Origin of the sequence: Aeromonas sp. SG16, from assembly GCF_024436135.1 — a bacterium.
Lineage (GTDB): Bacteria > Pseudomonadota > Gammaproteobacteria > Enterobacterales > Aeromonadaceae > Aeromonas > Aeromonas jandaei.
Genome location: NZ_JANFNW010000004.1, coordinates 144,373 through 168,023, shown reverse-complemented (window position 1 = coordinate 168,023; position 23,651 = coordinate 144,373). Strand labels below are relative to the sequence as shown.

23 protein-coding genes and 1 tRNA gene are annotated in these 23,651 nt (G+C 57.3%); 7 read left to right on the top strand and 17 right to left on the bottom strand.

Annotated features, from left to right (window positions below; translation table 11 throughout):
* Positions 1 to 100: 100 nt before the first annotated feature.
* The 14 genes from NOM67_RS12570 to ruvA form a co-directional block, all read right to left on the bottom strand.
* Positions 101 to 176: transfer RNA gene (locus NOM67_RS12570), tRNA-Lys, on the bottom strand.
* Positions 177 to 350: 174 nt separating this feature from the next.
* The gene (gene ybgF, locus NOM67_RS12565; protein ID WP_041209178.1) at positions 351 to 1,160 is read right to left on the bottom strand and encodes a tol-pal system protein YbgF; all 810 of its coding nucleotides are present in this window, start codon (positions 1,158 to 1,160) and stop codon (positions 351 to 353) included.
* A 12-nt stretch (positions 1,161 to 1,172) separates the two neighbouring features.
* Entirely contained in the window at positions 1,173 to 1,697 is a 525-nt protein-coding gene (gene pal, locus NOM67_RS12560; RefSeq protein ID WP_033113510.1) for a peptidoglycan-associated lipoprotein Pal, read from the bottom strand.
* Positions 1,698 to 1,746: 49 nt separating this feature from the next.
* On the bottom strand, positions 1,747 to 3,072 hold the full coding sequence (tolB, locus tag NOM67_RS12555) for a Tol-Pal system beta propeller repeat protein TolB (protein ID WP_041209179.1): 1,326 nt from the start codon (positions 3,070 to 3,072) through the stop codon (positions 1,747 to 1,749).
* Positions 3,073 to 3,075: 3 nt separating this feature from the next.
* Complete coding sequence (gene tolA / locus NOM67_RS12550; protein ID WP_041209180.1) at positions 3,076 to 4,200, bottom strand: cell envelope integrity protein TolA; 1,125 nt, start codon at positions 4,198 to 4,200, stop codon at positions 3,076 to 3,078.
* A 5-nt stretch (positions 4,201 to 4,205) separates the two neighbouring features.
* The gene (tolR, locus tag NOM67_RS12545) at positions 4,206 to 4,652 is read right to left on the bottom strand and encodes a protein TolR (RefSeq protein ID WP_033113513.1); all 447 of its coding nucleotides are present in this window, start codon (positions 4,650 to 4,652) and stop codon (positions 4,206 to 4,208) included.
* Positions 4,652 to 5,329 (bottom strand): protein TolQ, encoded by a 678-nt coding sequence (gene tolQ, locus NOM67_RS12540; RefSeq protein ID WP_215803751.1) that lies wholly within the window; start codon positions 5,327 to 5,329, stop codon positions 4,652 to 4,654. Before tolQ ends, tolR begins: the two co-directional genes overlap by 1 nt.
* Positions 5,330 to 5,341: 12 nt before the next feature.
* Positions 5,342 to 5,737, bottom strand: coding sequence for a tol-pal system-associated acyl-CoA thioesterase (gene ybgC, locus NOM67_RS12535; RefSeq protein WP_255937520.1), 396 nt, complete (start codon positions 5,735 to 5,737; stop codon positions 5,342 to 5,344).
* Between the two features lie 105 nt (positions 5,738 to 5,842).
* Positions 5,843 to 6,154, bottom strand: a complete 312-nt coding sequence (locus NOM67_RS12530) for a cyd operon YbgE family protein (protein WP_041209182.1) — start codon at positions 6,152 to 6,154, stop codon at positions 5,843 to 5,845.
* Complete coding sequence (gene cydX / locus NOM67_RS12525; RefSeq protein WP_026456928.1) at positions 6,141 to 6,257, bottom strand: cytochrome bd-I oxidase subunit CydX; 117 nt, start codon at positions 6,255 to 6,257, stop codon at positions 6,141 to 6,143. Before cydX ends, NOM67_RS12530 begins: the two co-directional genes overlap by 14 nt.
* Before the next feature lie 14 nt (positions 6,258 to 6,271).
* Positions 6,272 to 7,408 (bottom strand): cytochrome d ubiquinol oxidase subunit II, encoded by a 1,137-nt coding sequence (cydB, locus tag NOM67_RS12520; protein WP_041209183.1) that lies wholly within the window; start codon positions 7,406 to 7,408, stop codon positions 6,272 to 6,274.
* Between the two features lie 11 nt (positions 7,409 to 7,419).
* On the bottom strand, positions 7,420 to 8,976 hold the full coding sequence (locus NOM67_RS12515) for a cytochrome ubiquinol oxidase subunit I (RefSeq protein ID WP_041209184.1): 1,557 nt from the start codon (positions 8,974 to 8,976) through the stop codon (positions 7,420 to 7,422).
* Between the two features lie 936 nt (positions 8,977 to 9,912).
* A complete protein-coding gene (gene ruvB, locus NOM67_RS12510) occupies positions 9,913 to 10,923 on the bottom strand; it encodes a Holliday junction branch migration DNA helicase RuvB (RefSeq protein WP_255937512.1) in 1,011 nt (336 codons plus the stop codon).
* Positions 10,924 to 10,931: 8 nt separating this feature from the next.
* Complete coding sequence (ruvA, locus tag NOM67_RS12505; RefSeq protein ID WP_041209185.1) at positions 10,932 to 11,546, bottom strand: Holliday junction branch migration protein RuvA; 615 nt, start codon at positions 11,544 to 11,546, stop codon at positions 10,932 to 10,934.
* Positions 11,547 to 11,800: 254 nt separating this feature from the next.
* On the opposite strand from ruvA, the gene NOM67_RS12500 reads away from it, so the two are divergent.
* Positions 11,801 to 13,810: a methyl-accepting chemotaxis protein gene (locus NOM67_RS12500; protein WP_255937511.1), complete on the top strand. Its 2,010-nt coding sequence runs from the start codon at positions 11,801 to 11,803 to the stop codon at positions 13,808 to 13,810.
* Between the two features lie 58 nt (positions 13,811 to 13,868).
* On the opposite strand, the gene lysE is transcribed toward NOM67_RS12500, so the two are convergent.
* Positions 13,869 to 14,477: an L-lysine exporter gene (lysE, locus tag NOM67_RS12495; RefSeq protein WP_255937509.1), complete on the bottom strand. Its 609-nt coding sequence runs from the start codon at positions 14,475 to 14,477 to the stop codon at positions 13,869 to 13,871.
* Between the two features lie 218 nt (positions 14,478 to 14,695).
* Positions 14,696 to 15,478, bottom strand: coding sequence for a LuxR family transcriptional regulator (locus NOM67_RS12490; RefSeq protein WP_041209188.1), 783 nt, complete (start codon positions 15,476 to 15,478; stop codon positions 14,696 to 14,698).
* Positions 15,479 to 15,539: 61 nt separating this feature from the next.
* On the opposite strand from NOM67_RS12490, the gene NOM67_RS12485 reads away from it, so the two are divergent.
* From NOM67_RS12485 to NOM67_RS12460, 6 genes are all read left to right on the top strand, one after another.
* Positions 15,540 to 16,178 carry an acyl-homoserine-lactone synthase gene (locus NOM67_RS12485; RefSeq protein WP_041209189.1) on the top strand — a complete coding sequence of 213 codons (639 nt, stop codon included), beginning with the start codon at positions 15,540 to 15,542 and terminating at the stop codon, positions 16,176 to 16,178.
* A gap of 205 nt (positions 16,179 to 16,383) precedes the next feature.
* Positions 16,384 to 17,283, top strand: a complete 900-nt coding sequence (locus NOM67_RS12480; RefSeq protein WP_255937506.1) for a LysR family transcriptional regulator ArgP — start codon at positions 16,384 to 16,386, stop codon at positions 17,281 to 17,283.
* Positions 17,284 to 17,382: 99 nt separating this feature from the next.
* Positions 17,383 to 19,416: an exoribonuclease II gene (locus NOM67_RS12475; protein ID WP_255937504.1), complete on the top strand. Its 2,034-nt coding sequence runs from the start codon at positions 17,383 to 17,385 to the stop codon at positions 19,414 to 19,416.
* Between the two features lie 241 nt (positions 19,417 to 19,657).
* Positions 19,658 to 21,298 (top strand): sensor domain-containing diguanylate cyclase, encoded by a 1,641-nt coding sequence (locus NOM67_RS12470; RefSeq protein ID WP_043849712.1) that lies wholly within the window; start codon positions 19,658 to 19,660, stop codon positions 21,296 to 21,298.
* Between the two features lie 4 nt (positions 21,299 to 21,302).
* Complete coding sequence (locus NOM67_RS12465) at positions 21,303 to 22,406, top strand: EAL and HDOD domain-containing protein (protein ID WP_255937483.1); 1,104 nt, start codon at positions 21,303 to 21,305, stop codon at positions 22,404 to 22,406.
* Between the two features lie 66 nt (positions 22,407 to 22,472).
* A complete protein-coding gene (locus NOM67_RS12460; protein ID WP_255937480.1) occupies positions 22,473 to 23,063 on the top strand; it encodes an HAD family phosphatase in 591 nt (196 codons plus the stop codon).
* A gap of 132 nt (positions 23,064 to 23,195) precedes the next feature.
* On the opposite strand, the gene hfq is transcribed toward NOM67_RS12460, so the two are convergent.
* The gene (hfq, locus tag NOM67_RS12455) at positions 23,196 to 23,555 is read right to left on the bottom strand and encodes an RNA chaperone Hfq (RefSeq protein WP_005335772.1); all 360 of its coding nucleotides are present in this window, start codon (positions 23,553 to 23,555) and stop codon (positions 23,196 to 23,198) included.
* Between the last annotated feature and the right edge of the window lie 96 nt (positions 23,556 to 23,651).

The window sequence follows — 23,651 nt, the reverse complement described above, 5'->3', positions numbered from 1 at the left end:
CGTTACTGGGATCGAACCAGTGACCCCCTCCTTGTAAGGGAGGTGCTCTCCCAGCTGAGCTAAACGACCTGGGAATTCTGTCTCCACCTAGTGGAGAAAATGGTGGGTCGTGCTGGATTCGAACCAGCGACCAATTGATTAAAAGTCAACTGCTCTACCGACTGAGCTAACGACCCTCACCACGACCAGTACCGACTGCATTACTGCTTCGGCTCTGACGGCGGCCTATATTACGGATTTAAATTTCCGGTGCAACAGAAAATTCGTAATTTAAATCCGTTTGCTCACTGTGCGTACAAATGCAGGCTGTTTTTACAGTACCGTTACGAAAACAGTGACATACGGCAATGTTACAGCTTGCTCAGGCTCTGCTTCGCCAGCTGTGCCGGAGAGGTGTTGGGGTAACCCTTGATCACCTGCTCGTAGAAGGCTTTCGCCTCGGCCTTCTTGCCATCCAGCTGTGACAGCATCCCCAGCTTCAGCAGGGCATCGGCGCGCTTGGGCGACTTGCTGTACTTGTTGGCGACGGTAGAGAACTGGGCGGCAGCACCGGCTCGGTCACCCTTGTTGAACAGCAGCTGGCCCAGCCAGTAGTGTGCATTGGGGACATAGCTTGAACTGGGGTACTGCTTGATGAAGCCCTGGAAAGCCGGAATGGCTTTGTCGTAGTTCTTCTCTTTGAGCACCATGTTCACAGCAGCGTCGTAGGCCTGATTCTCGTCCTGATTGGTCGAGTAGTTGACGGCCGGGGCCGGATTGGCGGCTGTGGCGGCAGCTGGTGCGGCGGCGGCCGGAGCAGCGGCCTGCTGCTGGCTGCTCACCTTGTCCAGCTCCTGGTAGAGCTGACGCTGACGCTCTTGCGACTGCTCCATCTGGTAGGTCTGCTGCTCCAGCTGACCGCGCAGCTCGGAGACCTCCCCTTGCAGGGAGTCGACCTGCTGCTGCAAGTCAGCTTGCAGTCGCAGACGGGCGTTCAGGGTGCGCTCCAGCAGGGCAACCCGATCTTCGAGGCTACCGGTGGGCACGATGGCGCCGTTGTTGCCATTAAGGACAACGCCGCCGGAATCCCCCCCCAAATCGCTGACCGGAGCCGCGGCGTGGGCAGAGACTGCAAATAAAACGGCCATCGAAATGGCCGCTTGCTTATACACAAAATTCATCCGTATAGAACCTTAGTAAACCAGAACCGCACGGCGGTTTTTGGCAAAGGCTTCCTCGGTGTGGGACAGATCCAGCGGCTTCTCTTCGCCATAGCTGACGATGGAGAGCTGCTCAGCCTGCACACCCAGGGTTTGCAGATACTTGGCAACAGCCTTGGCACGACGCTCACCCAGAGCGATGTTGTACTCCGGAGTACCGCGCTCATCGGCGTGGCCTTCGATCAGTACTTTCACGCTCGGACGCTCGCGCAGGTAGCTGGCATGGGCATCCAGCAGATCAGCGTACTGACCCTGGATTTCGTAGCCGTCAAACGGGAAGTAGATGACGTTGTCGCGCTGCAGCGCTTCGAACTTCTGACGCATCTGCTCTTCCGGGGACAACATGCCGTTGGCGCCACCGGTTTGTACACCGCCCATGCCGTCGGTCATACCTGATTCGGCACCAGCAGAGCCTGAATCAGAAGAGGAGCTACAAGCAGCCAGGGTGAACAGTGGCAGTGCGATGGCCAAACCCTTGAGCAGTTTATTGAGTTGCATGCTATTTCCTTAAACCTTTATAACAAAACAAAAAACAATTGGATTTTTATCAATTCAAGAAGGGCGACCAAGCTGGTGCACGAATTTCACCGCTACTGGTCGGAAGCACAGCCTTGAAGCGACCATCAGTCGACACCAACGCAAGACTCTTACGACCCTGATAGATGGTGGCATAAATGATCATGCTGCCATTGGGAGCCACACTTGGGGACTCGTCCAGTGCACTCTGAGTCAGGACCAACTGGGCATTGGTGTCCATATCCTGACGGGCAATACGGTATTGCCCTTGAACCCGGGTCACCATCACCATGATCTTGCCATCAGGTGTGATGGATGCGCCCTGGTTGGATTCACCTTCCCAGGTCATCCGGCGAGTCATGCCAGTCGCCAAATTTACGCTATAAATCTGGGGTTTGCCACCACGTTCAGAGGTGAACAGCAAATTTTGCCCGTCCGGCATCCAGGAGGGTTCGGTGTCGATCACCCGGCTGGTGGTGACCCTGGTCAACTGCTTGCTAGCGACATCAACAACATAGAGGTTCGGTGACCCGTCCTTGGAGAGAACGATAGCCAGACGACGACCATCAGGAGACCACTCCGGCGCACCGTTGATACCACGGAAGCTGGTGATCAAGCTGCGCTGCTGAGTGTAGATATCCTGCACGTAAATCTCGGATTTCTGGTTCTCGAAGCTCACGTAGGCCAGCTTGCTGCCATCCGGCGACCAGGCTGGGGACATCAGCGGCTCGCGGGAGCGCAGCAGAGTCTTCTCGTTGTAACCGTCGTAGTCGGAGATCCGCAGCTGATACGGGAACTGGGTCCCCTGCTGTACGGAAACGTAAGCCAGACGAGTCAGGAAGGCGCCACGCTCGCCAGTCAGACGCTCATAGACGATGTCGGAGATACGGTGGGCGAACTGACGCATCTGGGCACCCGGGATGGTCGCCATGCGGCTATCCAGGATGTAACCGTTGCTCTCGCCACCCTGCGCCTTGGCCAACTGGCCCTTGAGCACATCGACCAGCTCGAAGTTGATCTTGTAGGTGCCGTCCCCCACGGCGGCGATGGAGCCTACCACCACAGCCTCAACCCCTTGGGCAGCCCAGGGTGCGAAGTTGATTTCGCTGCTGCTGCTCGGGGTCTGCGGCATCTGGCTGCGCGCCAGCGGCTTGAACTTGCCGCTGCGCATCAGGTCGTTGGAGACCACTTCCGCGATATCCTGCGGCAGCTGGCCATTGCCTTCCCACTTGAAAGGGGCAACGGCGACGGGACGGGCGCTGTCAATGCCGCCAGTGATGACGATATCCAGAGCCGCATGGGCACTCTGGCCCAGCAGCAAACAACCAACCAAAGCAAAAAACACTTTTCTGATCATGGCTTAAATACTCGGTTCCAATTTGAGGTTAAATTCCTTCAACATCTCGAATGCCGCAGGATCCTTCGGCACCGGCAACTGGTTGGCCTTCAATACGGCCGCTTTACCGGAACGACATACCGCCGGGTCACCCTGGCCGTTATCCACCGAAATGACAAAGCCACTGCTCGCAAGACGTACGCCGATAGTACATGTTTTGCCCCGCATGGTGGGATCCAAAATCATATAACGCTCAACAGTGGCCTTGATGAGTGCCGCATATTTGTCGACTTCACCCTTGGCTGCCGCCGATGCAGCCTGACTGCGCGCATTGGCTTCAGCCGCCATCTGCTGCTCCATCATGGCTTCCATCTCTTTCTGCAGCTTGGCCTCTTCTGCCTTGCGCTTGCGCTCGGCATCCGCCTTGGCCTTCTTCTCGGCTTCGGCTTTGGCTTTTTTCTCTGCGTCAGCTTTTGCCTTTTTATCAGCCTCTTCCTTGGCCTTCTTCTCGGCCTCGGCTTTGGCTTTCTTCTCGGCTTCTGCCTTGGCTTTTTTCTCAGCTTCGGCTTTGGCCTTCTTCTCGGCTTCCGCTTTCTTGGCCTTGGCCTCTTCAGCCTTGGCTTTCTCTTCCGCCTGTTTTTTCTCGAGCTCTTTCTTTTTCTTCAGCGCGAGCGCCTTGGCATCTTCCGCCGCTTTCTTCTCGGCTTCTGCCTTCTTGGCTTTTTGCTCTTCCAGCTTGCGGGCTTCCTCGGCTTTCTGGGCCTTCTCTTCCGCCTGCTTCTGCTCAGCCTCTTTCTTCTGCTTTTCGGCTTCGGCCTTGCGGGTCGCCTCTTCGGCCTGCTTGCGCTTGGTCTCGGCAATACGCAGGCGCTCCTGCTGCTCGGCCAGCTCGCGCTTGGCCTCTTCCGCCTCTTCCTTTTTCTTCTGCTGTTGCTGTGCAGCCTTGGGCTGAGCCTTCTGCTGCTGGATCTGCTGCGCCTGCTGGGCCAGGAATTCGCTATCCAGCATCACCGCATTGACGATCTGCCCCTGCGACTCGGGCCGCTTCGGCTTGCTGAAGTCGAGACCGACAAACAGGATGATGCCGATGATCAGGTGCAGCAGAAACGATGCGATGAGATAACCGGAAATACCACGCTTCACATCCATCTCCGTCAATTCACCGGATCAGTCATCAGGCCAACCTGAGGAACACCGGCTTTCTTGAGGGCCACCATCAACAGGATCACCTCTTCGTAGCGCACCGACTTGTCACCGGCCACCACCACGGGAGCGTTCTGGTTGATGGCCAGATAGCCCATGGCTTTCTCGGTGATGTACTGCTGCATCGCTTCGGGCGTGCCGCTTGGTACCGGCTCATCCTCGGCTTCGCCAGCCTTTATGACATATTCGCCATCAGTGTTGACGCTGACGATGAAGGGCGGCTTGGCATCTTCCGGCAACTGCTCGGATTCCGCCTGCGGCAGGTCAACCTTGACCCCCTGGGTGATCACCGGCGTTACCGCCATGAAGATGATAAGCAGCACCAGCATGACGTCGATATAGGGAACCACGTTGATCTCGGCCACCTTCTTGCGCCGGATCCGCTGATAGGTTTGCATTACTGATCACCCTGCTGCTGTGCAATTTGACGGTTCAGAATGGTGGTGAACTCGTCCATGAAGTTGGCGTAGGCGTTCTCCAGCTTTTCCACCTTGTTGGAGAAGCGGTTGTAGAAGATAACGGCCGGGATGGCGGCAAACAGACCCATGGCGGTAGCGATCAGCGCTTCCGCGATACCGGGGGCTACCATCTGCAGGGTCGCCTGCTGTACCTGACCCAGGGCGATAAAGGCGTTCATGATCCCCCATACGGTACCGAACAGGCCGATATAGGGACTGATGGAGCCGATGGTCGCCAGGATGGGCAGGTTGGATTCCAGATCGTCCACAGCTCGGGAGAGGGAGACGCGCATGGCACGGTAGGTACCGTCCATCACCGCATCCTGACCGCGGGCGCCGGCCTTCAGCAAGCGGGCATACTCCTTGAAGCCGGAGTAGAAGATATCTTCCATGCCTTCGATGTCATCGCGGCGGGAAGAGGACTCCTGATAGAGGCGATTGAGATCAACCCCGGACCAGAAGCGATCTTCAAACTGCTCAGATGCGATATTGGCAGCCTTGATCGCCTTGGAGCGCTGGATAATCAGCGCCCAGGAGACAATCGACATGCTCATCAGGGTCATCATGACCAGTTTTACCAACAGGCTGGCTTGCCAAAACAGGCCAATAAACGAAATTTCAGCGTGCACTTACAGCACTCCCTTCACATTTACAGGTATTGCAACAGGTTTCATTTGCGGATGACTGACACAGGCTATCTGTACCATGGCCTGAGTGACCAGTCGTCCATCAGCCGCCAGGATCTGCTGTGAAAAACGCATGGATGCGCGTTTCACTTCAGTCACTTGCGTTAACACATTCAAAAGTTCATTAAAACGGGCCGCCGAGCGGAAATCGATCTCTGTTCGACTCACGACGAAGGCATATCCCTCCTGCAGCAAGAGGTCCTGTTCGACCCCTTTGGCACGAAGGAACTCGGTGCGAGCACGTTCCATAAACTTGAGATAATTGGCGTTGTAGACGATGCCCCCGGCGTCGGTGTCCTCGTAATAGACACGCACCGGAAACTCATGGACTTCCCCCATAACAATCTGTGATCCATTCGACAGTCAGATGGGGGGCTATCATAGCGCAGGGCTGAATAGGAAAGAAGCAGGGGGAAGCAGGGAAATCCTGCCTCCCCCTGTTTTTTATGAGAGGAAATATGAATGTGTCAGCCAAAGGCCATACAACAAACTGGGCCAGGCGAGCCAAGGGTTAAACAGGATCCGCCCGAACACGCTTTTCAGATGAAAGCCGAGTCCGTTCAGGATGCCGCAGCAGACTGCCCACATCAGCCAGAACGACAACCAGTGGCCGTGGCTGCTGGTGTTGGCTGCTATCAGATTGGGGGCCTGCAAAATAGCGACGGCCAACAAGGCCGCCGCGAGCAACATCAACCCTTGCCATGGCTGGCGCTCCAGTGGAGCCGCCAGCCTGGCCAGTCGATCACTTATCCTCATCGATCTGACGATCCATGTTCTCGGTATGTTCCAACCACAGCGCATTGATGATGCCAAATGCACAGGCCAGCAGCAGACCCAGGATCCAGGTGAAATACCACATTATCAGGGCTCCTCTTAGTAGGCCGAATGTTGGTTATCTTCGATGTGCTTGTTGGTCACCCGGCCAAACATCTTGATGTAGGTCCAGATGGTGTAACCCAGCACAATCGGTACGAAGATAGCTGCGGCCACTGTCATCACCTGCAGGGTGTTGAAAGAGGCAGTGGTATCCCACATGGTCAGGCTCTGTGACGGCTCGAGGCTTGAGGGCATCACGAACGGGAACATGGAGAAACCGGCAGTCAGGATCACGCCAGCCATCGCCAGGGAGGAGGTAGTAAACGCCACCCAACCTTTGTTCAGCATGGCGAACAGTGCAGTCAGCAGGCTCATGGAGAGACCCAGTACCGGCGCGGCAATCATCCACGGGTAGAGGCTGTAGTTGTTCATCCAGGCGCCAGCCTGCAGCACAACTTCCTTGCCCAGCGGGTTGGAGACAGCATCGTTGGCCGCAGCCTTGACGATGACATAGCCTTCCATGCCGCTAACCCACCAGCCAGCCACCGCGAACAGTACCAGCAGCAGCAGCGAGCTGCCGATGGCGGCGGTACGGGAGCGCGCCAGCACTTCGCCTTCGGTCTTCATCATCAGCCAGGTCGCGCCCTGAGCCAGGAACATGCTGAGGCTGACGATACCGGCCAGCAGGCCGAACGGGTTGAGCAGGCCGAAGAAGTTGCCGTGATAGGTGGACATCAGGAACTGGTTGAATTCGAACGGCACGCCCTGCAGCAGGTTACCGAAGGCGACGCCGAACACGATGGGCGGAACCGCACCACCGATGAACAGGCACCAGTCCCAGTTGTTGCGCCATCTCGGGCTCTCCAGCTTGGAACGGTAGTCAAAACCGACCGGACGGAAGAAGAGCGCCATCAGGGTCAGGATCATCGCCACATAGAAGCCGGAAAACGCAGTTGCGTAAACCAGCGGCCAGGCTGCGAACAGAGCACCACCCGCAGTGATCAGCCACACCTGGTTGCCGTCCCAGTGGGGGGCAATGGAGTTGATCATGACGCGACGCTCGATATCTTTCTTGCCGACGAAGGGGAGCAGTGCGCCCACCCCCATGTCGAAGCCGTCAGTGATGGCGAAGCCAATCAGCAGCACGCCGACCAGTACCCACCAGATGACACGCAGAGTTTCGTAATCAAACATGGTCACTCTCCTTATGCCTTGAGCTGTTCAAAGTGATACTTGCCGGTCTTCAGGCTGCTTGGGCCGAGGCGGGCAAACTTGAACATCAGGTACATCTCGATCACCAGCAGCACTGTGTAGAACAGGCAGATACCGATCAGAGAGAACCAGATTTCAGCGGCAGGCACATTGGAAGCGGAGACCGAGGTCGGCAGCACTTCGGCAATGGTCCAGGGCTGACGACCATATTCGGCAACGAACCAGCCAGCTTCGATAGCGATCCACGGCAGCGGAATACCCCACAGCAGGCCCTTGAGCAGCCACTTGCGCTGGCCGATCTGGTGACGGGCACTGTCATAGAAGGCCATACCGATCAGCACCAGCATCAGCATGCCGACGGCAACCATGATGCGGAAAGCGAAGAACAGCGGCAGTACCTGCGGGATGGAGTCATCCACGGCGGCCTTGATCTGCTCGTCGGTAGCGTCGGTCACGTTGCTGGTGTAACGCTTGAGCAGCAGACCGTAACCCAGATCCTGCTTCACTTCATCGAAGCGGGCACGGGTTTCGTCAGACTTGTCACCAGACTGCAGCTTGGTCAGCAGATCGTAAGCGGTCATACCGTTGCGAACGCGCAGTTCGTGCTCGCTCTTCAGATCCTTGAGACCGGTGACCTGAGTATCAAGGGAACGAGTCGCGATGATGCCCATGGCATAGGGGATCTTGATGGCGTAGTCGGTGCGCATCTCTTCCTGATTCGGAATACCGAACAGGGTGAAGGCAGCCGGAGCAGGCTCAGTTTCCCACTCGGCTTCGATGGCAGCCAGTTTCACCTTCTGCACTTCACCGGTCTCGTAACCTGACTCGTCACCCAGCACCAGTACGGAGAGGATGGAAGCCATACCGAAAGCGGCAGCGATGGCGAAGGAGCGACGGGCAAAAGCCACATCACGATTCTTCAGCAGGTAGTAGGAGGAGATGCCCAGCACGAACATGGCGCCACAGGTATAGCCAGCCGCTACGGTGTGGACGAACTTGACCTGAGCAACCGGGTTGAACACCAGGTCTGCGAAGCTCACCATCTCCATCCGCATGGATTCGAAGTTGAACTCGGCACCAACCGGGTTCTGCATCCAGCCGTTGGCAACCAGGATCCAGAGGGCGGAGAGGTTGGTACCCAGCGCCATCAACCAGGTCGCAACCAGGTGTTGATGCTTGCTCAGGCGATCCCAACCAAAGAAGAACATGCCGACGAAAGTAGATTCAAGGAAGAAAGCCATCAGACCTTCGATAGCCAGCGGGGCACCGAAGATATCGCCAACATAGTGGGAGTAGTAAGCCCAGTTGGTTCCGAACTGGAACTCCATGGTCAAACCGGTCGTTACCCCGAGGGCGAAGTTAATGGCGAACAACTTACCCCAGAACTTGGTCATGTCCTTGTAGATGGGGTTGTTGGTCATAACATAGACAGATTCCATGATCGCGAGAATGAAGGTCATTCCCAGCGTCAGGGGGACAAACAAGAAGTGATAAAGGGCCGTCGCAGCGAACTGGAACCGCGATAGGTCGACCACATGCTCAGCAATCATGATGTTTCCTCACCGATTATTGGCACGGCTATTTTAAGTTTTAAGCACAAAGCTTCCGTTGATGGCCATCAAATGGGTCCCGCCATGAGCACTCACAACAAAACCCCATTACTAACAACCAGCATTAACAACAAGGCAATAACTGAGAACAAAGAAAGCTAATGTTTAACATTTATAAAACAACCAGCTGGAATTTATTCTCGCCCATGATGACTGTGGTTTTATATCACCTTTATTTGATTGAAATCAATGTAAAAGCACCCGCAAAAGATGACCGCAAAAGGCATTTTTAAACTATTTAACGTCTGATGACATGAGTCAGATCACAGAATAACAAAAACGGTAATTTATTGATTTAAATCAATTTAATTATTTAACCAACAATGCCTTCATTTAATTTGAAAAATGGAGCCAAGCTTCTTTTTCTTATGTTATTCGCAACTGACTCCCGCTCTGAAAAACTCAATTTAATACTGCTAAAAATGCATACTCATGCGAGCCAAACCAGTCGAAAAATAAATTAGATAAACTAATCTGAACGGTGCAATTTTTCTTGTTTGCCCACGCCGATTCGAACTCCTACAATGCGCCTCGCAGTGAGGGCATACCCTTGGATACAGGCCGGTTAATCGGGGTTCACGGTACGTATTCGACCATCATTTTGAACCTGACTATTGGAATCGAAGATGAAAAAGTTTGTTGCTAAAACCATCCGTTACTACAAGCTTTCCTTTGTTCAGCTCTATCAACTGAACCGACTCTGAGAGCTCGCGACGGCTCACCTGTTTATTTTCCGGTCTGTGTCCAGACGCACTCACTGTCTGTGAACATCCATCCTGAATTGTCTTTGCCCACCGCATCCGCCGTGGGCTTTTTTTTGCCCGGATAACAAAAAACCGCCTTATATGGCGGTTTTTTACTCAAGCAGCTGTTTTCTTACTTCTCATCAGGCCGCTGAAGGCCGAAATGAGCATATGCCCGCGTAGTCGCTATCCGCCCTCTTGGGGTACGTTGCAGATAGCCCTGCTGGATCAGATAGGGCTCCAGTACATCCTCAATCGTATCTTTCTCTTCACCGATTGCCGCCGCCAGGTTATCGAGACCCACCGGCCCCCCCATAAACTTGTCTATGACAGCCAACAATAACTTGCGGTCCATAAAATCAAACCCCTCGTTATCGACGTCCAGCATGTCCATCGCCCGTGCGGCGATGGGGCCATCGATCCGGCCATCGGATTTGACCTGGGCAAAGTCGCGCACCCGTCTTAACAAGCGGTTAGCAATCCGCGGCGTGCCGCGAGAGCGACGAGCGACCTCAATGGCACCATCTTCTGTCATGTCGAGCCCCAGACAGCGAGCACTGCGGGAGACGATATCGGTGAGATCCTTGACGTTGTAGAACTCGAGGCGCTGAACGATACCAAAGCGATCCCGCAGCGGGCTGGTGAGAGAGCCAGCCCGGGTGGTAGCACCGATCAGGGTAAATGGGGGCAGATCGAGCTTGATGGAGCGGGCCGCCGGCCCCTCCCCGATCATGATATCGAGCTGGTAATCCTCCATCGCCGGATAGAGCACCTCTTCCACCACCGGGCTGAGGCGGTGGATCTCGTCGATAAAGAGCACATCGTGTGGTTCGAGGTTGGTGAGCAATGCAGCCAGATCACCCGCTTTCTCCAATACGGGGCCAGAGGTAGTCTTGATGTTGACCCCCATCTCGTTGGCAACGATGTTGGCGAGGGTGGTCTTGCCCAGACCCGGCGGGCCGAAGATCAGCAGGTGATCGAGAGCCTCCCCCCGCAGCCGCGCCGCCTCGATAAAGATCTCCATCTGCTCGCAAACGGCATCCTGACCGGTATAGTCCGCCAGTTTTTTGGGGCGGATGGCACGGTCGATAATGTCGTCCTCGCGGGCGGCACTGGACGAAATGAGACGATCTGCTTCAATCATCTGCTACCTCACACCAGACTACGCAGGGATTCGCGGATGATATCTTCCACCGACATGCCATCTTTGGCGATCTTGCTGACGATCTGGCTCGCCTGTTGCGGCTTGTAACCGAGTGCCACTAGGGCACTGGCCGCCTCTTCCGCTGCATCCGGTGCTCGCAGTTCCGGCTCGCGAGATGGCAAGGTGACTGCTGCCGGAGAGAAGAGATCATGGCTGACCCATCCCTTGAGGCGATCCTTCATCTCCACCACCAGCCGTTCGGCCGTCTTCTTGCCTACCCCTGGCAGCTTGACCAGTGAGCTTATCTCTTCACGCTCGACACAGATGACAAACTGACTGGCTGTCATACCGGAGAGAATCGCCAGCGCCAGCTTGGGGCCGACCCCGTTGGTCTTGATCAGCTCGCGGAACAGGGCCCGCTCCTGCTTGTGGTTGAAACCATAGAGCAGCTGGGCATCCTCACGCACCACAAAATGGGTGTGGATGGTCGCCTCCTTGCCGATTTCCGGCAAATCATAGAAACAGCTCATTGGCATCTGCACCTCGTAGCCAACGCCACCCACTTCCAGCAAAACCTCGGGGGGCTGCTTTTCAATGACAATGCCTCTCAAGCGACCAATCACGGCTCTCTCCTCACCAGTACAGCAATTCGCAAATTGGCTCATAGCATAAAGAATAACTGGATAAGTATCCAGCATTGCCCTATCGGTGGCCGCTCATCGGAGAAGCATTTTATGCAAGATCCACCATGCTTGATCCTGTGCTTTTTCAGGCACGGGATAACCGGTAGCCGACTCCGCATCTTTGGCAAACATGGCGTTGTCTGATTAGACTTATTCGGCACCTGATAGTGCAACACACCAAGGAAGGCCATCACATGAAGATTGTTACGACCTCAAATCTGGGCCTCACCATATTGCTTGGCTGCACGCTGGGCATGGGGATCGTCGGCTGGTACGGCAGCCAGCGACTGGCCAATCTGCTCTCCTATGTATTGGGGGCAGCCTGGCAAACTGCAGATGGCGCCATGGAAGGCTCCATCGAACTGGGCCACCAGCAACTGCAAATCCAGAAGATGCTCAACGGGATCCCGCTCGATAATGGCAAGCTGAATTCAGCCAAGGCTGCAACCGATGATGCACTGACGCGGGTGGCCAACGGGCAACTCATCGACCCTTCCGCAGTCAAGATCATGCAGCAGCAGCAGCAGGACTATCGACAGCAGCAAGATGCCTTGTTGGCGCTCTATCGCAGCTATACCGATGTGGATCAATCCTTGCGCGATAATGCCGATCGACTGGCCCGCCTCTCGGAACAGATGGAGGTCATCGGTGATGAGGCCGTGGAAGGCCTGACGCAATCGCCTGACCAACCCATTAGCTGGAATGGCGGTCTGGAAACACGATGGGAGGCTGCCGATGGCGGTATGGAGGCCAATATCGGCTTCTTGCGTCAACTCTACGCCATGGAAAAGATGCGTAGACTCGGAATCTCGGATGCCATCAAAAAGGAGCTGGAAGAGGCAATCACATTTTATGAGAGTGCCGCCAGCCGGATGCTGGCCACTGGAATGTTCGATGCACAGGGCAGCGGAGAATTCGGCGGTCATACGCTGTCGAGCCAATACCGCGAGCTGCAGGCCCGCCACAAACAGTTGCTGGGCAGCTGGCTTGCGGCCCTCGCCAGTTATCAGACACAACAGGCGACCTATGAGCAAAGCGCAGATCGACTAGCGCAACAACTGGTCGATGTCGAGGCAAAAGGCGATGCCACCGTGGAAGATCAGATTATCCAGCTCAATGGCATCATCGGCCAGACCAACACTCTGATCCTGGCTGGCCTTGTATTCAGCCTCGTCATCGTCACCCTGTGTGGCTTCTGGCTGACCCGCAAGCTTGTAACCCCACTGCTCCAGGTAAATAAACGCATGGAGGATATAGCCGCAGGCGATGGCGATCTCAACGTGCGCATCAACCTGAAGCGGGATGATGAGATCGGATCGCTCGCCAATAGCGTGGATCGCTTTATCGAGAAGCTGCAGAAGATGATCAGCTCGACGATGCACAACAACCAGCATATCAGCGAGCATGTCCATACCTCGGTCAATCGGGTGGAGGCCATCAGCCAGAGCAGCCGCCAGACCGCCGAACACGCGCTGGCGCTGCACCATGACAGTGAAGAAATGGTGCAGGTTGCCACCGGTATCTCGGATAACTGCAGCATAGCCGCTCAAAATGCCAATGAAGTGCGCCAGCTGACCACCGAGAGCAGCCAGTATGTCGCCTCTGCCAGCGCAGGCATGCAGCGTGTGGTACAGGAGGTGAGCGAGTGCGCTATCGCGATCAATTCCCTCAAGGAGCAGGCGGGGCAGATCGGCCAGATCATCTCCACCATCAGCGGTATCTCGGAGCAAACCAATCTGCTGGCACTTAATGCCGCGATTGAGGCGGCCCGAGCAGGGGAAATGGGACGGGGCTTTGCGGTTGTTGCTGACGAGGTGCGCACCCTGGCCAACCGCACAGCGGCCTCCAGTGCCGAGATTAGCCAGGTGATTAGCAGCATCCAGCAGCAAACCGAGACCGCCTACCTGATGATGCAGCGCAATCTCAAGACGGTGGAAGCGGGTATGCAAGACTCCGAGAACACCAAGCAAATTCTGTTCAAGGTACAGGGTGCCATCGATCAGCTGGCCGATATGGTGCAGCAGGTGGCCGTCGCCACCGGGCAGCTGTCACACACCCTCAGCCACTCCTCTGACAAAGTCTCGGGGATCAGCCTGCAGGCCAAAACTGGTGAACAGGAGGCGCAGGAGTGTCTGCAACTCGCCTCGTCACTGCATCAGGCCAGCCTGCTGCAACAGCGGCTGCTTTCACAGTTCCGGGTCTGATCCCTCTTAACAACCAAGATGCCACTCCCTGCGAGTGGCATCTTTTTATCTGGATGAGTTAACTCCCTCTGGCCAGTTGTAGCGCCAGGATCAGCATGATGATGCCGACCAGCAGATCGATCCCCTGCTGCACCCTCCCCTTGGTCAGCCAAGGGGCTAGAGCTGCAGCCCCCAGAGCCAGTGAGTAAAACCATACCAGCGAGGCCAGCATGGCACCTGCGGCAAATGCCGGGCGCAATGAGTCAGTGACCTGACTACCGACTGAACCGAGCAGCATCAGGGTATCGAGATAAACATGGGGATTGAGCAAGGTAACGCCAAGGGTCATGGCGAGCACACTCTTTGCCCCCATTTGCTGGGGCGAGTCAGCAAGCCCGACCTGAGAACCACGCCAGGCACTGCGCAGGGATCGCACACCGAACCAGGAGAGAAACAGCACTCCGCCCCAGGTCAGCAGCGCCATCCCGATGGGGCTTGCAGATAGGACAGTAGCACCACCAAATACGCCGATCCCGATCAGGATGAGATCGCAGAAGCTGCAGAGCGTTGCGGTCAGCAGATGGTGGTTACGATGAATGCCGCGGCTAAGCACAAAGGCGTTCTGGGCACCGATGGGAATGATCATGGCAAGGCCAAGGGTAAAGCCTTGCAGAGTAGTAGTGAACATGAAAAGCACCGTCTGAAATTGGGAATAAACGGCACTATAGCGATGAGCGTCTATCCAGAGAAATTCATGGATTTACTGATTTATTCATTTTCCTAATGATTTCTTAATCTCGAATATCCACTCTCTTATCAAGCCATCTTGTCAATTACAGGATCTGACAATTGTGACCCTCCAATTGCAGCAGGAGAATCCATCGCTACCACCAAGGTCGTAGGGTTTTACTGCAGTGCGAGTGGAAAGTTTGTCACGACCACCTGTTCCAGGTTGGGCAACAGAATCCCGCTGCTGACGCCTTTTGCAATCGCTTGATAGCGGTTCATGGAGCCGGTTTTACGAGTGACCTGATTGAGATGGTAATTCACCGTTCGCTCGGTGATGCCGAGAATGCAGGCAATTTCACTCGAGGTTTTCCCTTCACTGGCCCAGAAAAGACACTCGGTCTCGCGTTCAGTCAAAGTCTCCGGGTACGAAGTTTCCACCATGTTGTAACGCACTACCCGTATAGCCGCTTCAAAGATGTAATTGGACATCCAGGAGAGAACTGGCGAGGACTCCAGCAGCAAGTCACTTGATGCCCGCTCGGAAGTGATGAAAGAGAGAATGCCGTTTTCGCCAGCAGCGCCATGAAGAGGGAAAGAGAGGCCATTGCGCAGCCCGAATTCGGCAGCCATGCCCATCACATCCATACTCCCCTCTTGTAAAAAGCGGGCTCGTTCATCAAGGCGATTCCAGTAGATGGGTAATGTCTGTTTGCGCGCCAGCTGAATCACGGGGTCGCATGCCAGCATGTTGTTTTCGGTATAGGCCTGCACCCAGGAGTCAGGGCACTGATTAAACAGCACAACCTTCGGTCTTTGCATAGACATGGGAATGATCAAGGCAAAACGATAGTAGTCATAACCCATTTCGATAGTGAAGCGCCCGATCAGCTCAGCCAAGCGGTTGCCATCTGTGGCCGATGTGAAGTGTTCGAGGTATTCAAGCAGTTGGTCGCGTTTCATGTGGTAGTCCCCCTGACCAGGCCCCGATTATAACGCTGAATAGAGTAATGGAGAGTTCATAATGTTTGTTTTCACTGGAAAAATGAGAGAACACCCACGAAACGAGGTGGAGAACGAACTCTATCGCTTTCGCAACAGCGTCTTTTCAGAACGCCTCGGGTGGGATGTCGAATCGCGTCGTGGACTGGAACGTGACAGCTTCGATTCACCAGATACGCACTGGGTGCTGATCGAAGATAGCGAAGGTGTTTGCGGCTGTATCCGCATGCTCAACTGTGCCGAAGCCTACATGCTACCAACGATATTCCCGACGGCACTGGCTGGCGAAAATGCGCCACGCAGTTCCGATGTCTGGGAGCTAACCCGTTTGGCCATAGATGCAAGCCGTGCACCCAGCATGGGAAGCGGAGTCAACGAACTGACCTGCGTTATCTTTCGCGAAGTCTACGCTTTCGCAATCGCTCACGGGATCCGCGAACTGGTCGCAGTGGTCAGCCTGCCGGTAGAGCGCATTTTCCGACGCCTTGGCCTTCCAATCGAACGCCTTGGTCACCGTCAGGCGGTAGATCTGGGCGCAGTTCGCGGGGTTGGCATTCGCTTTCATCTCGATGAACGTTTCGCCCGGGCAGTATCGCAGCCACTCAAGGGTAACTATCAAAGCAGCCACTATCAGCAGCCTGAACTGACCCCTCAAGCATAAAAAATCCCGGGAGCCCGCCCCGGGACAAATGGCTCGCCATGACTCCGCGCCGGGCTGCCAGCGCGACGAGCCCAGTATCTGCCCCAAAAGGCTCCTCTACCACTGTCAGATATCACAGCACCGCCAGAATGGCGCCATCTCTCGCCGTTGTTGTCCCCGGCGCAGTCACGTAGAGTTGGGCTCTGCGCTGAGGGGAGGATGAGGGATGAAAGAGCTGGATTACAAACTGCTGCGGGCACTGGATGCCGTGTTGCAGGAGCAGAATTTCGAGCGTGCAGCCAGGTCGCTGCACATCACCCAATCGGCTATCTCTCAACGCATCAAGCAGCTGGAGCAGCAATTTGCCGAACCGCTGCTCATACGCAGTCAGCCGTTGCAGGCAACCCCGCTGGGGGAAAAGCTGCTGGCTCACTATCGTCAGGTGCACCAGCTCGAACTTGAGCTGGCCGGCGAACTGGCCCCCGCCACGCCAAAAGCCCCCATCCGGATCAGCATCGCCGTCAATGCCGATAGCCTGGCCACCTGGTTTCTGCCCGCTATCGCTCCCTTGCTGGAGCAGCATCCCATCGAACTCAATCTGTTGGTAGATGACGAGATCCGCACCCTCGACAAGGTTCGCGAGGGCCAAGCCTTCGGCGCCGTCAGCCTGAGCCCCCAGCCACTGGCTGGTTGCTGCGTCGATGAGCTGGGCGAAATGAACTATCTGCTTACCGCCAGCCCCGCGTTCGTGGCGCGCCACTTTCCCCACGGTCTGACCCGGGAGGCGCTGGCCAAGGCTCCGGCAGTGGCCTTCGATCAACGCGACGACATGCATGTCAGCTTTATGGCGCAACACTTCGGACTGGAGCCCGGCGGTTATCCCTGCCACACGGTTCACTCATCCGAGGCCTTCGTCGCCATGGCCGAACAGGGCCTGGCCTATTGTCTCATCCCCGAATTGCAGATCAGAGGTCAGCTGGCTGGCGGATCACTGCTCAACCTCAGTCCCGACCATGTCCTGACGGAACGCCTCTACTGGCACCGCTGGGTACTGGAAAAGGGGGTACACAAGCAGCTATCCCAACGTCTCATCGACCATGCCAGATCGCAGTTGAAACCACGCTGAGCAGGCCATTCACCTTGGCTTTGCAGGGCTAAAAACGTATAGTGCTGGGCGATCCTTCATCAGGTCTCCACCCAGGTTTTCACTTCAGGTTCCTCACTTATGTTCCAAGACAATCCGCTGCTGGCCCAGCTCAAGCAACAAATCCGCGAAAACATCCCCAAGAAAGAGGGTGTTATCCGCGCCTCCGATCGGGGCTTCGGCTTTCTGGAGGTCGATGAGAAGACCAGCTATTTCGTGCCGCCTCCCTACATGAAGAAGGTGATGCACGGTGACCGGGTGAGCGCCCTGATCCGTACCGAAAAAGAGAAGGAAGTGGCCGAGCCGGATGCCCTGCTGGAGCAGTCCGTCACCCGCTTCGTGGCCCGGGTCAAGATGTTCCGCGACCGTCTCAACGTGGTCGCCGACCACCCGCTGATCAAGGATGCCATCAAGGCCCGCGTCAAGAAGGGTCTGGACGAAAAAGAGTTCAAGGAAGGGGACTGGGTGGTCGCCACCCTCAAGCGCCATGCGCTGGTCGACGGCAACTTCTCTGCCGAGATCACCCAGAAGATCGCCGCACAGGAAGATCACAACGTGCCCTGGTGGGTGGTGCTGGCGCGCCACAACCTGGCCCAGGTCGAACCGGCTGACTTGCCGGAGTGGAAGGTGATCGAAGAGGAGGAGCTGCCCCGTCGTGACCTGACCAAGGTGCCTTTCTTCACCATCGACGGTGCCAAGACCAAGGACATGGACGATGCGCTGGCCATCACCAAGCTGGATAACGGCTGGGAGCTGCTGGTCGCCATCGCCGACCCGACCGCCTATGTGGCCGAAGGGAGCGAGCTGGACAAGGAAGCCGCCCAGCGCGCCTTCACCGTCTACATGCCGGGCCGCAACGTGCCGATGATCCCGCGCACCCTCTCCGACGAGCTCTGCTCCCTGAAGGAGGGCGAGGAGCGCAACACCCTGTGCGCCCGTCTGCTGATCGCCGAAGATGGTCTGCTGCTGGAGGAGACCGAGTTCTTCGCCGCCCGCATCTGCTCCCACGCCCGTCTCAACTATGACGACGTCTCCGACTGGGCTGAGCATGGCAAAGAGCTGGCCATCGACGCCGGCGTGCTGGCCCAGCTGCCGCTGATGAAGGCGATGACCGAAGCGCGCATCAAGTGGCGCACCGAACATGCGCTGGTATTCCCGGACAGACCCGACTACGACTTCGAGCTGGGCGAAAATGGCGAAGTGCTGGCTATCCACGTCGAGCCACGACGCATCGCCAACCGCATGGTGGAAGAGTCGATGATCGCCGCCAACATCTGCGCCGGTCGCGTGCTGGGCAAGAGCGTCGGTTACGGCATCTTCAACGTTCACACCGGCTTTGACGAAGAGTCCCTCGACGGCGCCATCGACCTGCTGAAGAGTGCCGAAGCCCCGTTCGAGCGCGACGAGATCGCCAGCCTCTCCGGCTTCTGTGCCCTGCGCCGCTGGATCGACAACCTCGACACCCGCTGGCTGGATGGCAAGATCCGCCGTTTCCAGAGCTATGCGCTGATGTCCTCCGAGCCGGGCGCCCACTACGGCCTGGGTCTGGATGCCTACGCCACCTGGACGTCACCTATTCGCAAGTACGGCGATATGGTCAACCATCGTCTGCTTAAAGCCGTTATCGCCGGCAAGACCCCGGGCGAGCGCCCGAGCACCGAGCTCACCGAGCATCTGACCGCCTGCCGCCGTCTGCACCGCATGGTGGAGCGCGACATCGGCGACTGGCTCTATGTCCGTTATCTGAAAGCCGCCGCGGGCACCGATCAGGTGTTCAACGCCGAGATCATCGACGTGATGCGTGCCGGTCTCAAGCTGCGTCTGCAGGAGAACGGCGCCGTGGTCTTCATGCCTGCCCGTCACATCCTCGACAACAAGGATCGACTGGAGTGCAACTGGGACAACGGCCGCGTCTATCTGGACAAGGCCGAGGTGGTCTACGAGCTGGGCCAAATCATCGAGGTGAAGCTGACCGAAGCGGTGGAAGAGACCCGCTCCCTTATCGCCAAACCGGCGGTAGATCTGGTGCCTGGACCGGCACCGGAAGCGCCGGTCGCCGAGAACAATGCTGATAACGCCGCGGCACCGGCCGATGAAGCCAGCAAGGCGGAATAAATCCCCCTCTCCAGAGCCCGCCACTGTGCGGGCTCTTCTTTTCATAATCCTTCAAATCTCCCTGCCAACCGGCCACTGATTGCTGTTACCCGTAACAGTTAATAGCCCCATGCAAAGCCCGTCATCACGCACCATAAAAGGAGCCAAAATCTGGGCTCTGGATCTCCATTTTGACATTTCAATCAATAAATTAAACGGACTCTATATATACTCGCGGGGTTAGACCCAAAGGGATATTGGCATGCAGGAATGGGATCCGGAACACTTCACCAACTTTGCCCAGTTATGCGAAGTCAGCCTCGCTACCATTCGTGACAAGACAGATGCCGACTACCTCTATCTCTGGCTGAAATCCCCCGAACCGAAACTCTACCGCTTCCAGCTGGAGCAGGGGCTGACCACGCTCGATCTCGCCCATCTGGATGCGTTGCCCCTGCCCCACACCTTGATCGACAAGGCGATTCATCAGGGCCAGCTGATGATCGAGCCGGTCCACCAGCCTCCGGACGAGCGGGATGAATCGGAGCCCCAGCCTCCTCGTCTGCGCGCCTGCTTCCCCCTCAAACGTCACTTGAAGCTGGAAGGGGTCATCTACCTCGAAACCCACCGCCGGATCGATCGCCTCTCCCGCCATCAGCGTCAGGGGATCCAGCTGCTGATCCACTACCTGACCGCCGAACTTAGCAACCACCTGCTCGCAGATCAGGTTGATCAGGAGCGGGACCAGCGGCTGCATACCCAGACCGATCTGGTGCAGAGTCAGGCGCTGCAGGGCTCCTTCCTCACCATGCTGCAGGCACTGCACATGGTCAGCGTCACTCTCTCCCGTAGCCGCAGCGAGAACCAGTTACTGCGTGATGCCGTGCTGCTGGCACGCAAGGAGCTGCAATTTGACCGGGTCGCCATCTTTCTCATCGAGCCCGACGGCAAGACCATGCGCGGTACCTGGGGCACCAGTGAAGAGGGAGAGCTGGTGGACGAACACGACTTTGTCAGCCCCATCCCGGATCACCCCACGGTGCAGGAGGCGCTCAAGCGCAAGGATTACGTGCTGGTACTGGAGGATACCCCTCTCTACTACGAGAAACAGCAGGTGGGACAGGGCTGGAACGCCATGGTATCGCTCTGGGATGGCGCCATCCCCATCGGCTGGATTGCAGCAGACAACCTGCTGTGGCACCGCCCGCTCAAAGCCTATCAGAGCGAGATCTTCAAACAGTACGCCGCCATCCTGTCACAACTGCTGATCCGCCAGCGCACCCAGGAGCAGCTGGAGCGGCTCAATCGCGAGCTGGAGGAGCGGGTTGCCGAACGCACCATGCAGCTGGCCGAGACCAACCGTGCGCTGGAGGAGGCCAACCGGCGCCTTTCCCTGCTGTCGCTGGAAGATCCCCTCACCGGCATCGCCAACCGGCGCCAGTGGGATATCACCATGCAACGGGAGTGGGAGTGGGCAAGACGCACCCAGAGCCTGCTGGCCGTACTGATGATCGATGTAGACGAGTTCAAGGGCTACAACGATCACTTTGGCCACGCCAAGGGGGATGAGTGCCTCCAGCAGGTGGCCCGGGTGCTACAGGAGGCGGAACGCCGCCGCACCAATCTGGTGGCTCGCTATGGCGGGGAGGAGTTCGTCATCCTGCTCTGCGCACCGCAACCCGGTGAAGCGGAGCAGCTGGCGGAGCGGATTCACGAGGGACTAGCCCGCCTGCACCTGCCACATCCAGCATCCCGAGTTGCTGATTTCATTACGGTTAGCATAGGCTTTAGCTATCTGGTCCCCTCCCAGGACGAGGCATGGCAGAGCCTGACCGAACAGGCCGACCAGGCGCTCTACCACGCCAAATCAGAAGGGAGGGCCCGCACACTGGCTTATCGGTGATCCCATGCTGTTGCGTCGCTATCCCATCTTCAACCGTCGCCTGGCTCTGGTGGCCTACGGCATCGACTATCAGCTCAGCTCACCGGCCGAATGGCCCGCACTGGCCCAACATAGCCACCTGTTGGCGCAGGGGCGCCAATATCTGCTCCCCTTCAACCACGAACAGCTCGATGAGCAACGCCCCCTGCTGTTTGCTCAGGAGACCATCCCGCTGGTCGAGGCATCCAGCGAACGGCTACCCACCTCCTTTCCGGTGCTGGAGCAGTGGCGCGACAGCCGGCGCCGGCTCGCCGTGCATGGCGCCCATCGCGATGCCCGCTGGCTGGGCGCGAGCCGCCTGCTGGTGTTCTGGACCGGTGAAGAGGGGATCTGCCAGCCCACCGATCACAAGCGGATGGCGCTGAACGTCGAGGCGTGGGAGGACTTTCTCCCCTTGCGGGAGGCGGGGGTCGATTTCTTCGCCGGCGGCTTTCTCGCCCGTCCCGAGCTGGTCAACCAGCGCGCCCAGCAGCCCGACATGGCGCTGGTACAGCAGATCCTCCAGCTCATCTGCCACGAAGAGTTCTCGTTTGCCCAGGTCGCCCGCCTGCTGGAGCAGGATGCCTGGCTACCGGGCCTGCTGCTCACCTATGTCAACGCCCCCGGTTTCGATCACGCCACTCCCATCACCTCGGTGCCCCGCGCCCTCTCCTATCTGGGGGAGCAGGAGATCCGCAAATTCGTGCTGATCAACGGGCTGGCCAGAGCCAGCCAGCATATGCCCGAAGCCTGTACCCGGATGGCCATCGCTCGCGGCCGCTTCTGCGAGCTCATCGCCCTCACGGCGCTCGGTAAAGCTGACGCCAGCTGGGCCTTTCTGGTCGGGCTGGTGCAGGATGCCTCCCTGCTGTCGGAGGAGATGAAGCGCCACCTGCCAACTAACGTCAAACGGGCCATCGAGCTGCGCGAGGGGCCGCTGTTTCACCTGTTCCAGCTGGTCAACACCTACGAGCAGGGCAACTGGGCTCTGCTGGCACAGCTGGCCCCACACTACCAGCTCGATCCGGCCAGACTCACCCCCATCTATTTTCAGGCACAAATGTGGGGGCAAGCGTTTCTCACCAGCTAGGTGATGGCGAGCCGGGGAGCCACTGGCTAGAATGGGCTCCCTTTTTTCAGAGACAGACCCAGCACCATGACCCTTTCCGGATTCCAAGGCCTGGTCTTTGACCTTGATGGCACTTTGGTCGACTCCATGCCGCTGCACCTCGCCGCCTGGGAGCACACTGCCCGTGAGTTTGGCTTTCGTTTCGATGCCGACTGGTTCTATGAACTGGGTGGCATGCCGAGCCGCAAGATCGCGCTGCTGGTCGCCGAAGAGCAGCAGATCCCCCTCGATCCGCTCGAGGTGACCCGCTGCAAGACCGCCCACTACGTGGCCAACCTGCACAAGGCGACGGTGTTTCCAGCCATGCAGACACTGCTCGATCGCTATCACGGCACCATCCCGATGGGAATTGGCACCGGCTCACCCCGGGTCAATGCCGAAGCGGTGCTGCGCAATACCGGGCTGGATCGCTATTTTCAGGTGGTGGTGACGGCCGACGACGTGGAGCTGCACAAACCCAATCCGGACACCTTCCTGCTGGTCGCCAGCAAGTTGGGGGTCGCACCGTCAGATTGTCTGGTGTTTGAAGATACCGGGATCGGCGTACAGGCGGGCGAGGCTGCGGGTATGCAGACCTGCATGGTCAAAGAGGGTAAACCGCTAGGGATCGACTTCTGATGAGGTGAACGTTATCGCCCTGACAGGGCGATAACGGGAGTCCGCGCTCATACGGGACAGGATGGAGAATGAGCGGAACTCCCGTCAGCCGTTGACGCAGCAGGCGGTCAACGGACAGGCAGTGACGTACGATTACTCGTTGTTGCCGCCGCCCTGATTGTCGTCATAGCGACCCGGCGCACCGTGGGGACGCGGCGCCATGGAGACACGCGGCTTGCGAGCACGCTGGATGTTCACCTGCGGACGGCCGGTGTGCATGGCGATGGTGGAGATCTTGGCCTTGTAGACCAGCTGCTGGTTGCCGTGTGCATCGGTCAGCAGCACGCTGTACTGGTCAAACCCGCTGATGGTGCCCTCCAGCTTGATGCCGCTCACCAGGAAAATGGCGACCTGACTGCGGTTTTTACGCAACCAGTTGAGGGCAGAATCTTGCCCGTTCCCGAGGGAGAAGGCTTGCTCAATCGTGGAGTAGCTTGGGGATTCAGTTGTCATAAATTATTGTCCCGCGGAAAAAAAGTGGCGTTTGATTGTGCTAAATGGCCACTGGCTTGTCAAAGTCATTCTCACACACCGCCCCGCAAATCGCAC

Coding starts and splice junctions, on each gene's coding strand:
- NOM67_RS12530 (WP_041209182.1), bottom strand. CDS start 6,154: ATGAGGATAAGTGATCGACTGGCCAGGCTGGCGGCTCCACTGGAGCGC.
- NOM67_RS12480 (WP_255937506.1), top strand. CDS start 16,384: ATGAAAGAGCTGGATTACAAACTGCTGCGGGCACTGGATGCCGTGTTG.
- ybgF (WP_041209178.1), bottom strand. CDS start 1,160: ATGAATTTTGTGTATAAGCAAGCGGCCATTTCGATGGCCGTTTTATTT.
- tolR (WP_033113513.1), bottom strand. CDS start 4,652: ATGCAAACCTATCAGCGGATCCGGCGCAAGAAGGTGGCCGAGATCAAC.
- NOM67_RS12500 (WP_255937511.1), top strand. CDS start 11,801: ATGAAGATTGTTACGACCTCAAATCTGGGCCTCACCATATTGCTTGGC.
- ruvB (WP_255937512.1), bottom strand. CDS start 10,923: ATGATTGAAGCAGATCGTCTCATTTCGTCCAGTGCCGCCCGCGAGGAC.
- tolA (WP_041209180.1), bottom strand. CDS start 4,200: ATGGATGTGAAGCGTGGTATTTCCGGTTATCTCATCGCATCGTTTCTG.
- hfq (WP_005335772.1), bottom strand. CDS start 23,555: ATGACAACTGAATCCCCAAGCTACTCCACGATTGAGCAAGCCTTCTCC.
- cydX (WP_026456928.1), bottom strand. CDS start 6,257: ATGTGGTATTTCACCTGGATCCTGGGTCTGCTGCTGGCCTGTGCATTT.
- tolB (WP_041209179.1), bottom strand. CDS start 3,072: ATGATCAGAAAAGTGTTTTTTGCTTTGGTTGGTTGTTTGCTGCTGGGC.
- NOM67_RS12465 (WP_255937483.1), top strand. CDS start 21,303: ATGCTGTTGCGTCGCTATCCCATCTTCAACCGTCGCCTGGCTCTGGTG.
- NOM67_RS12515 (WP_041209184.1), bottom strand. CDS start 8,976: ATGATTGCTGAGCATGTGGTCGACCTATCGCGGTTCCAGTTCGCTGCG.
- lysE (WP_255937509.1), bottom strand. CDS start 14,477: ATGTTCACTACTACTCTGCAAGGCTTTACCCTTGGCCTTGCCATGATC.
- NOM67_RS12460 (WP_255937480.1), top strand. CDS start 22,473: ATGACCCTTTCCGGATTCCAAGGCCTGGTCTTTGACCTTGATGGCACT.
- NOM67_RS12470 (WP_043849712.1), top strand. CDS start 19,658: ATGCAGGAATGGGATCCGGAACACTTCACCAACTTTGCCCAGTTATGC.
- ybgC (WP_255937520.1), bottom strand. CDS start 5,737: ATGGGGGAAGTCCATGAGTTTCCGGTGCGTGTCTATTACGAGGACACC.
- pal (WP_033113510.1), bottom strand. CDS start 1,697: ATGCAACTCAATAAACTGCTCAAGGGTTTGGCCATCGCACTGCCACTG.
- NOM67_RS12490 (WP_041209188.1), bottom strand. CDS start 15,478: ATGAAACGCGACCAACTGCTTGAATACCTCGAACACTTCACATCGGCC.
- NOM67_RS12475 (WP_255937504.1), top strand. CDS start 17,383: ATGTTCCAAGACAATCCGCTGCTGGCCCAGCTCAAGCAACAAATCCGC.
- NOM67_RS12485 (WP_041209189.1), top strand. CDS start 15,540: ATGTTTGTTTTCACTGGAAAAATGAGAGAACACCCACGAAACGAGGTG.
- cydB (WP_041209183.1), bottom strand. CDS start 7,408: ATGTTTGATTACGAAACTCTGCGTGTCATCTGGTGGGTACTGGTCGGC.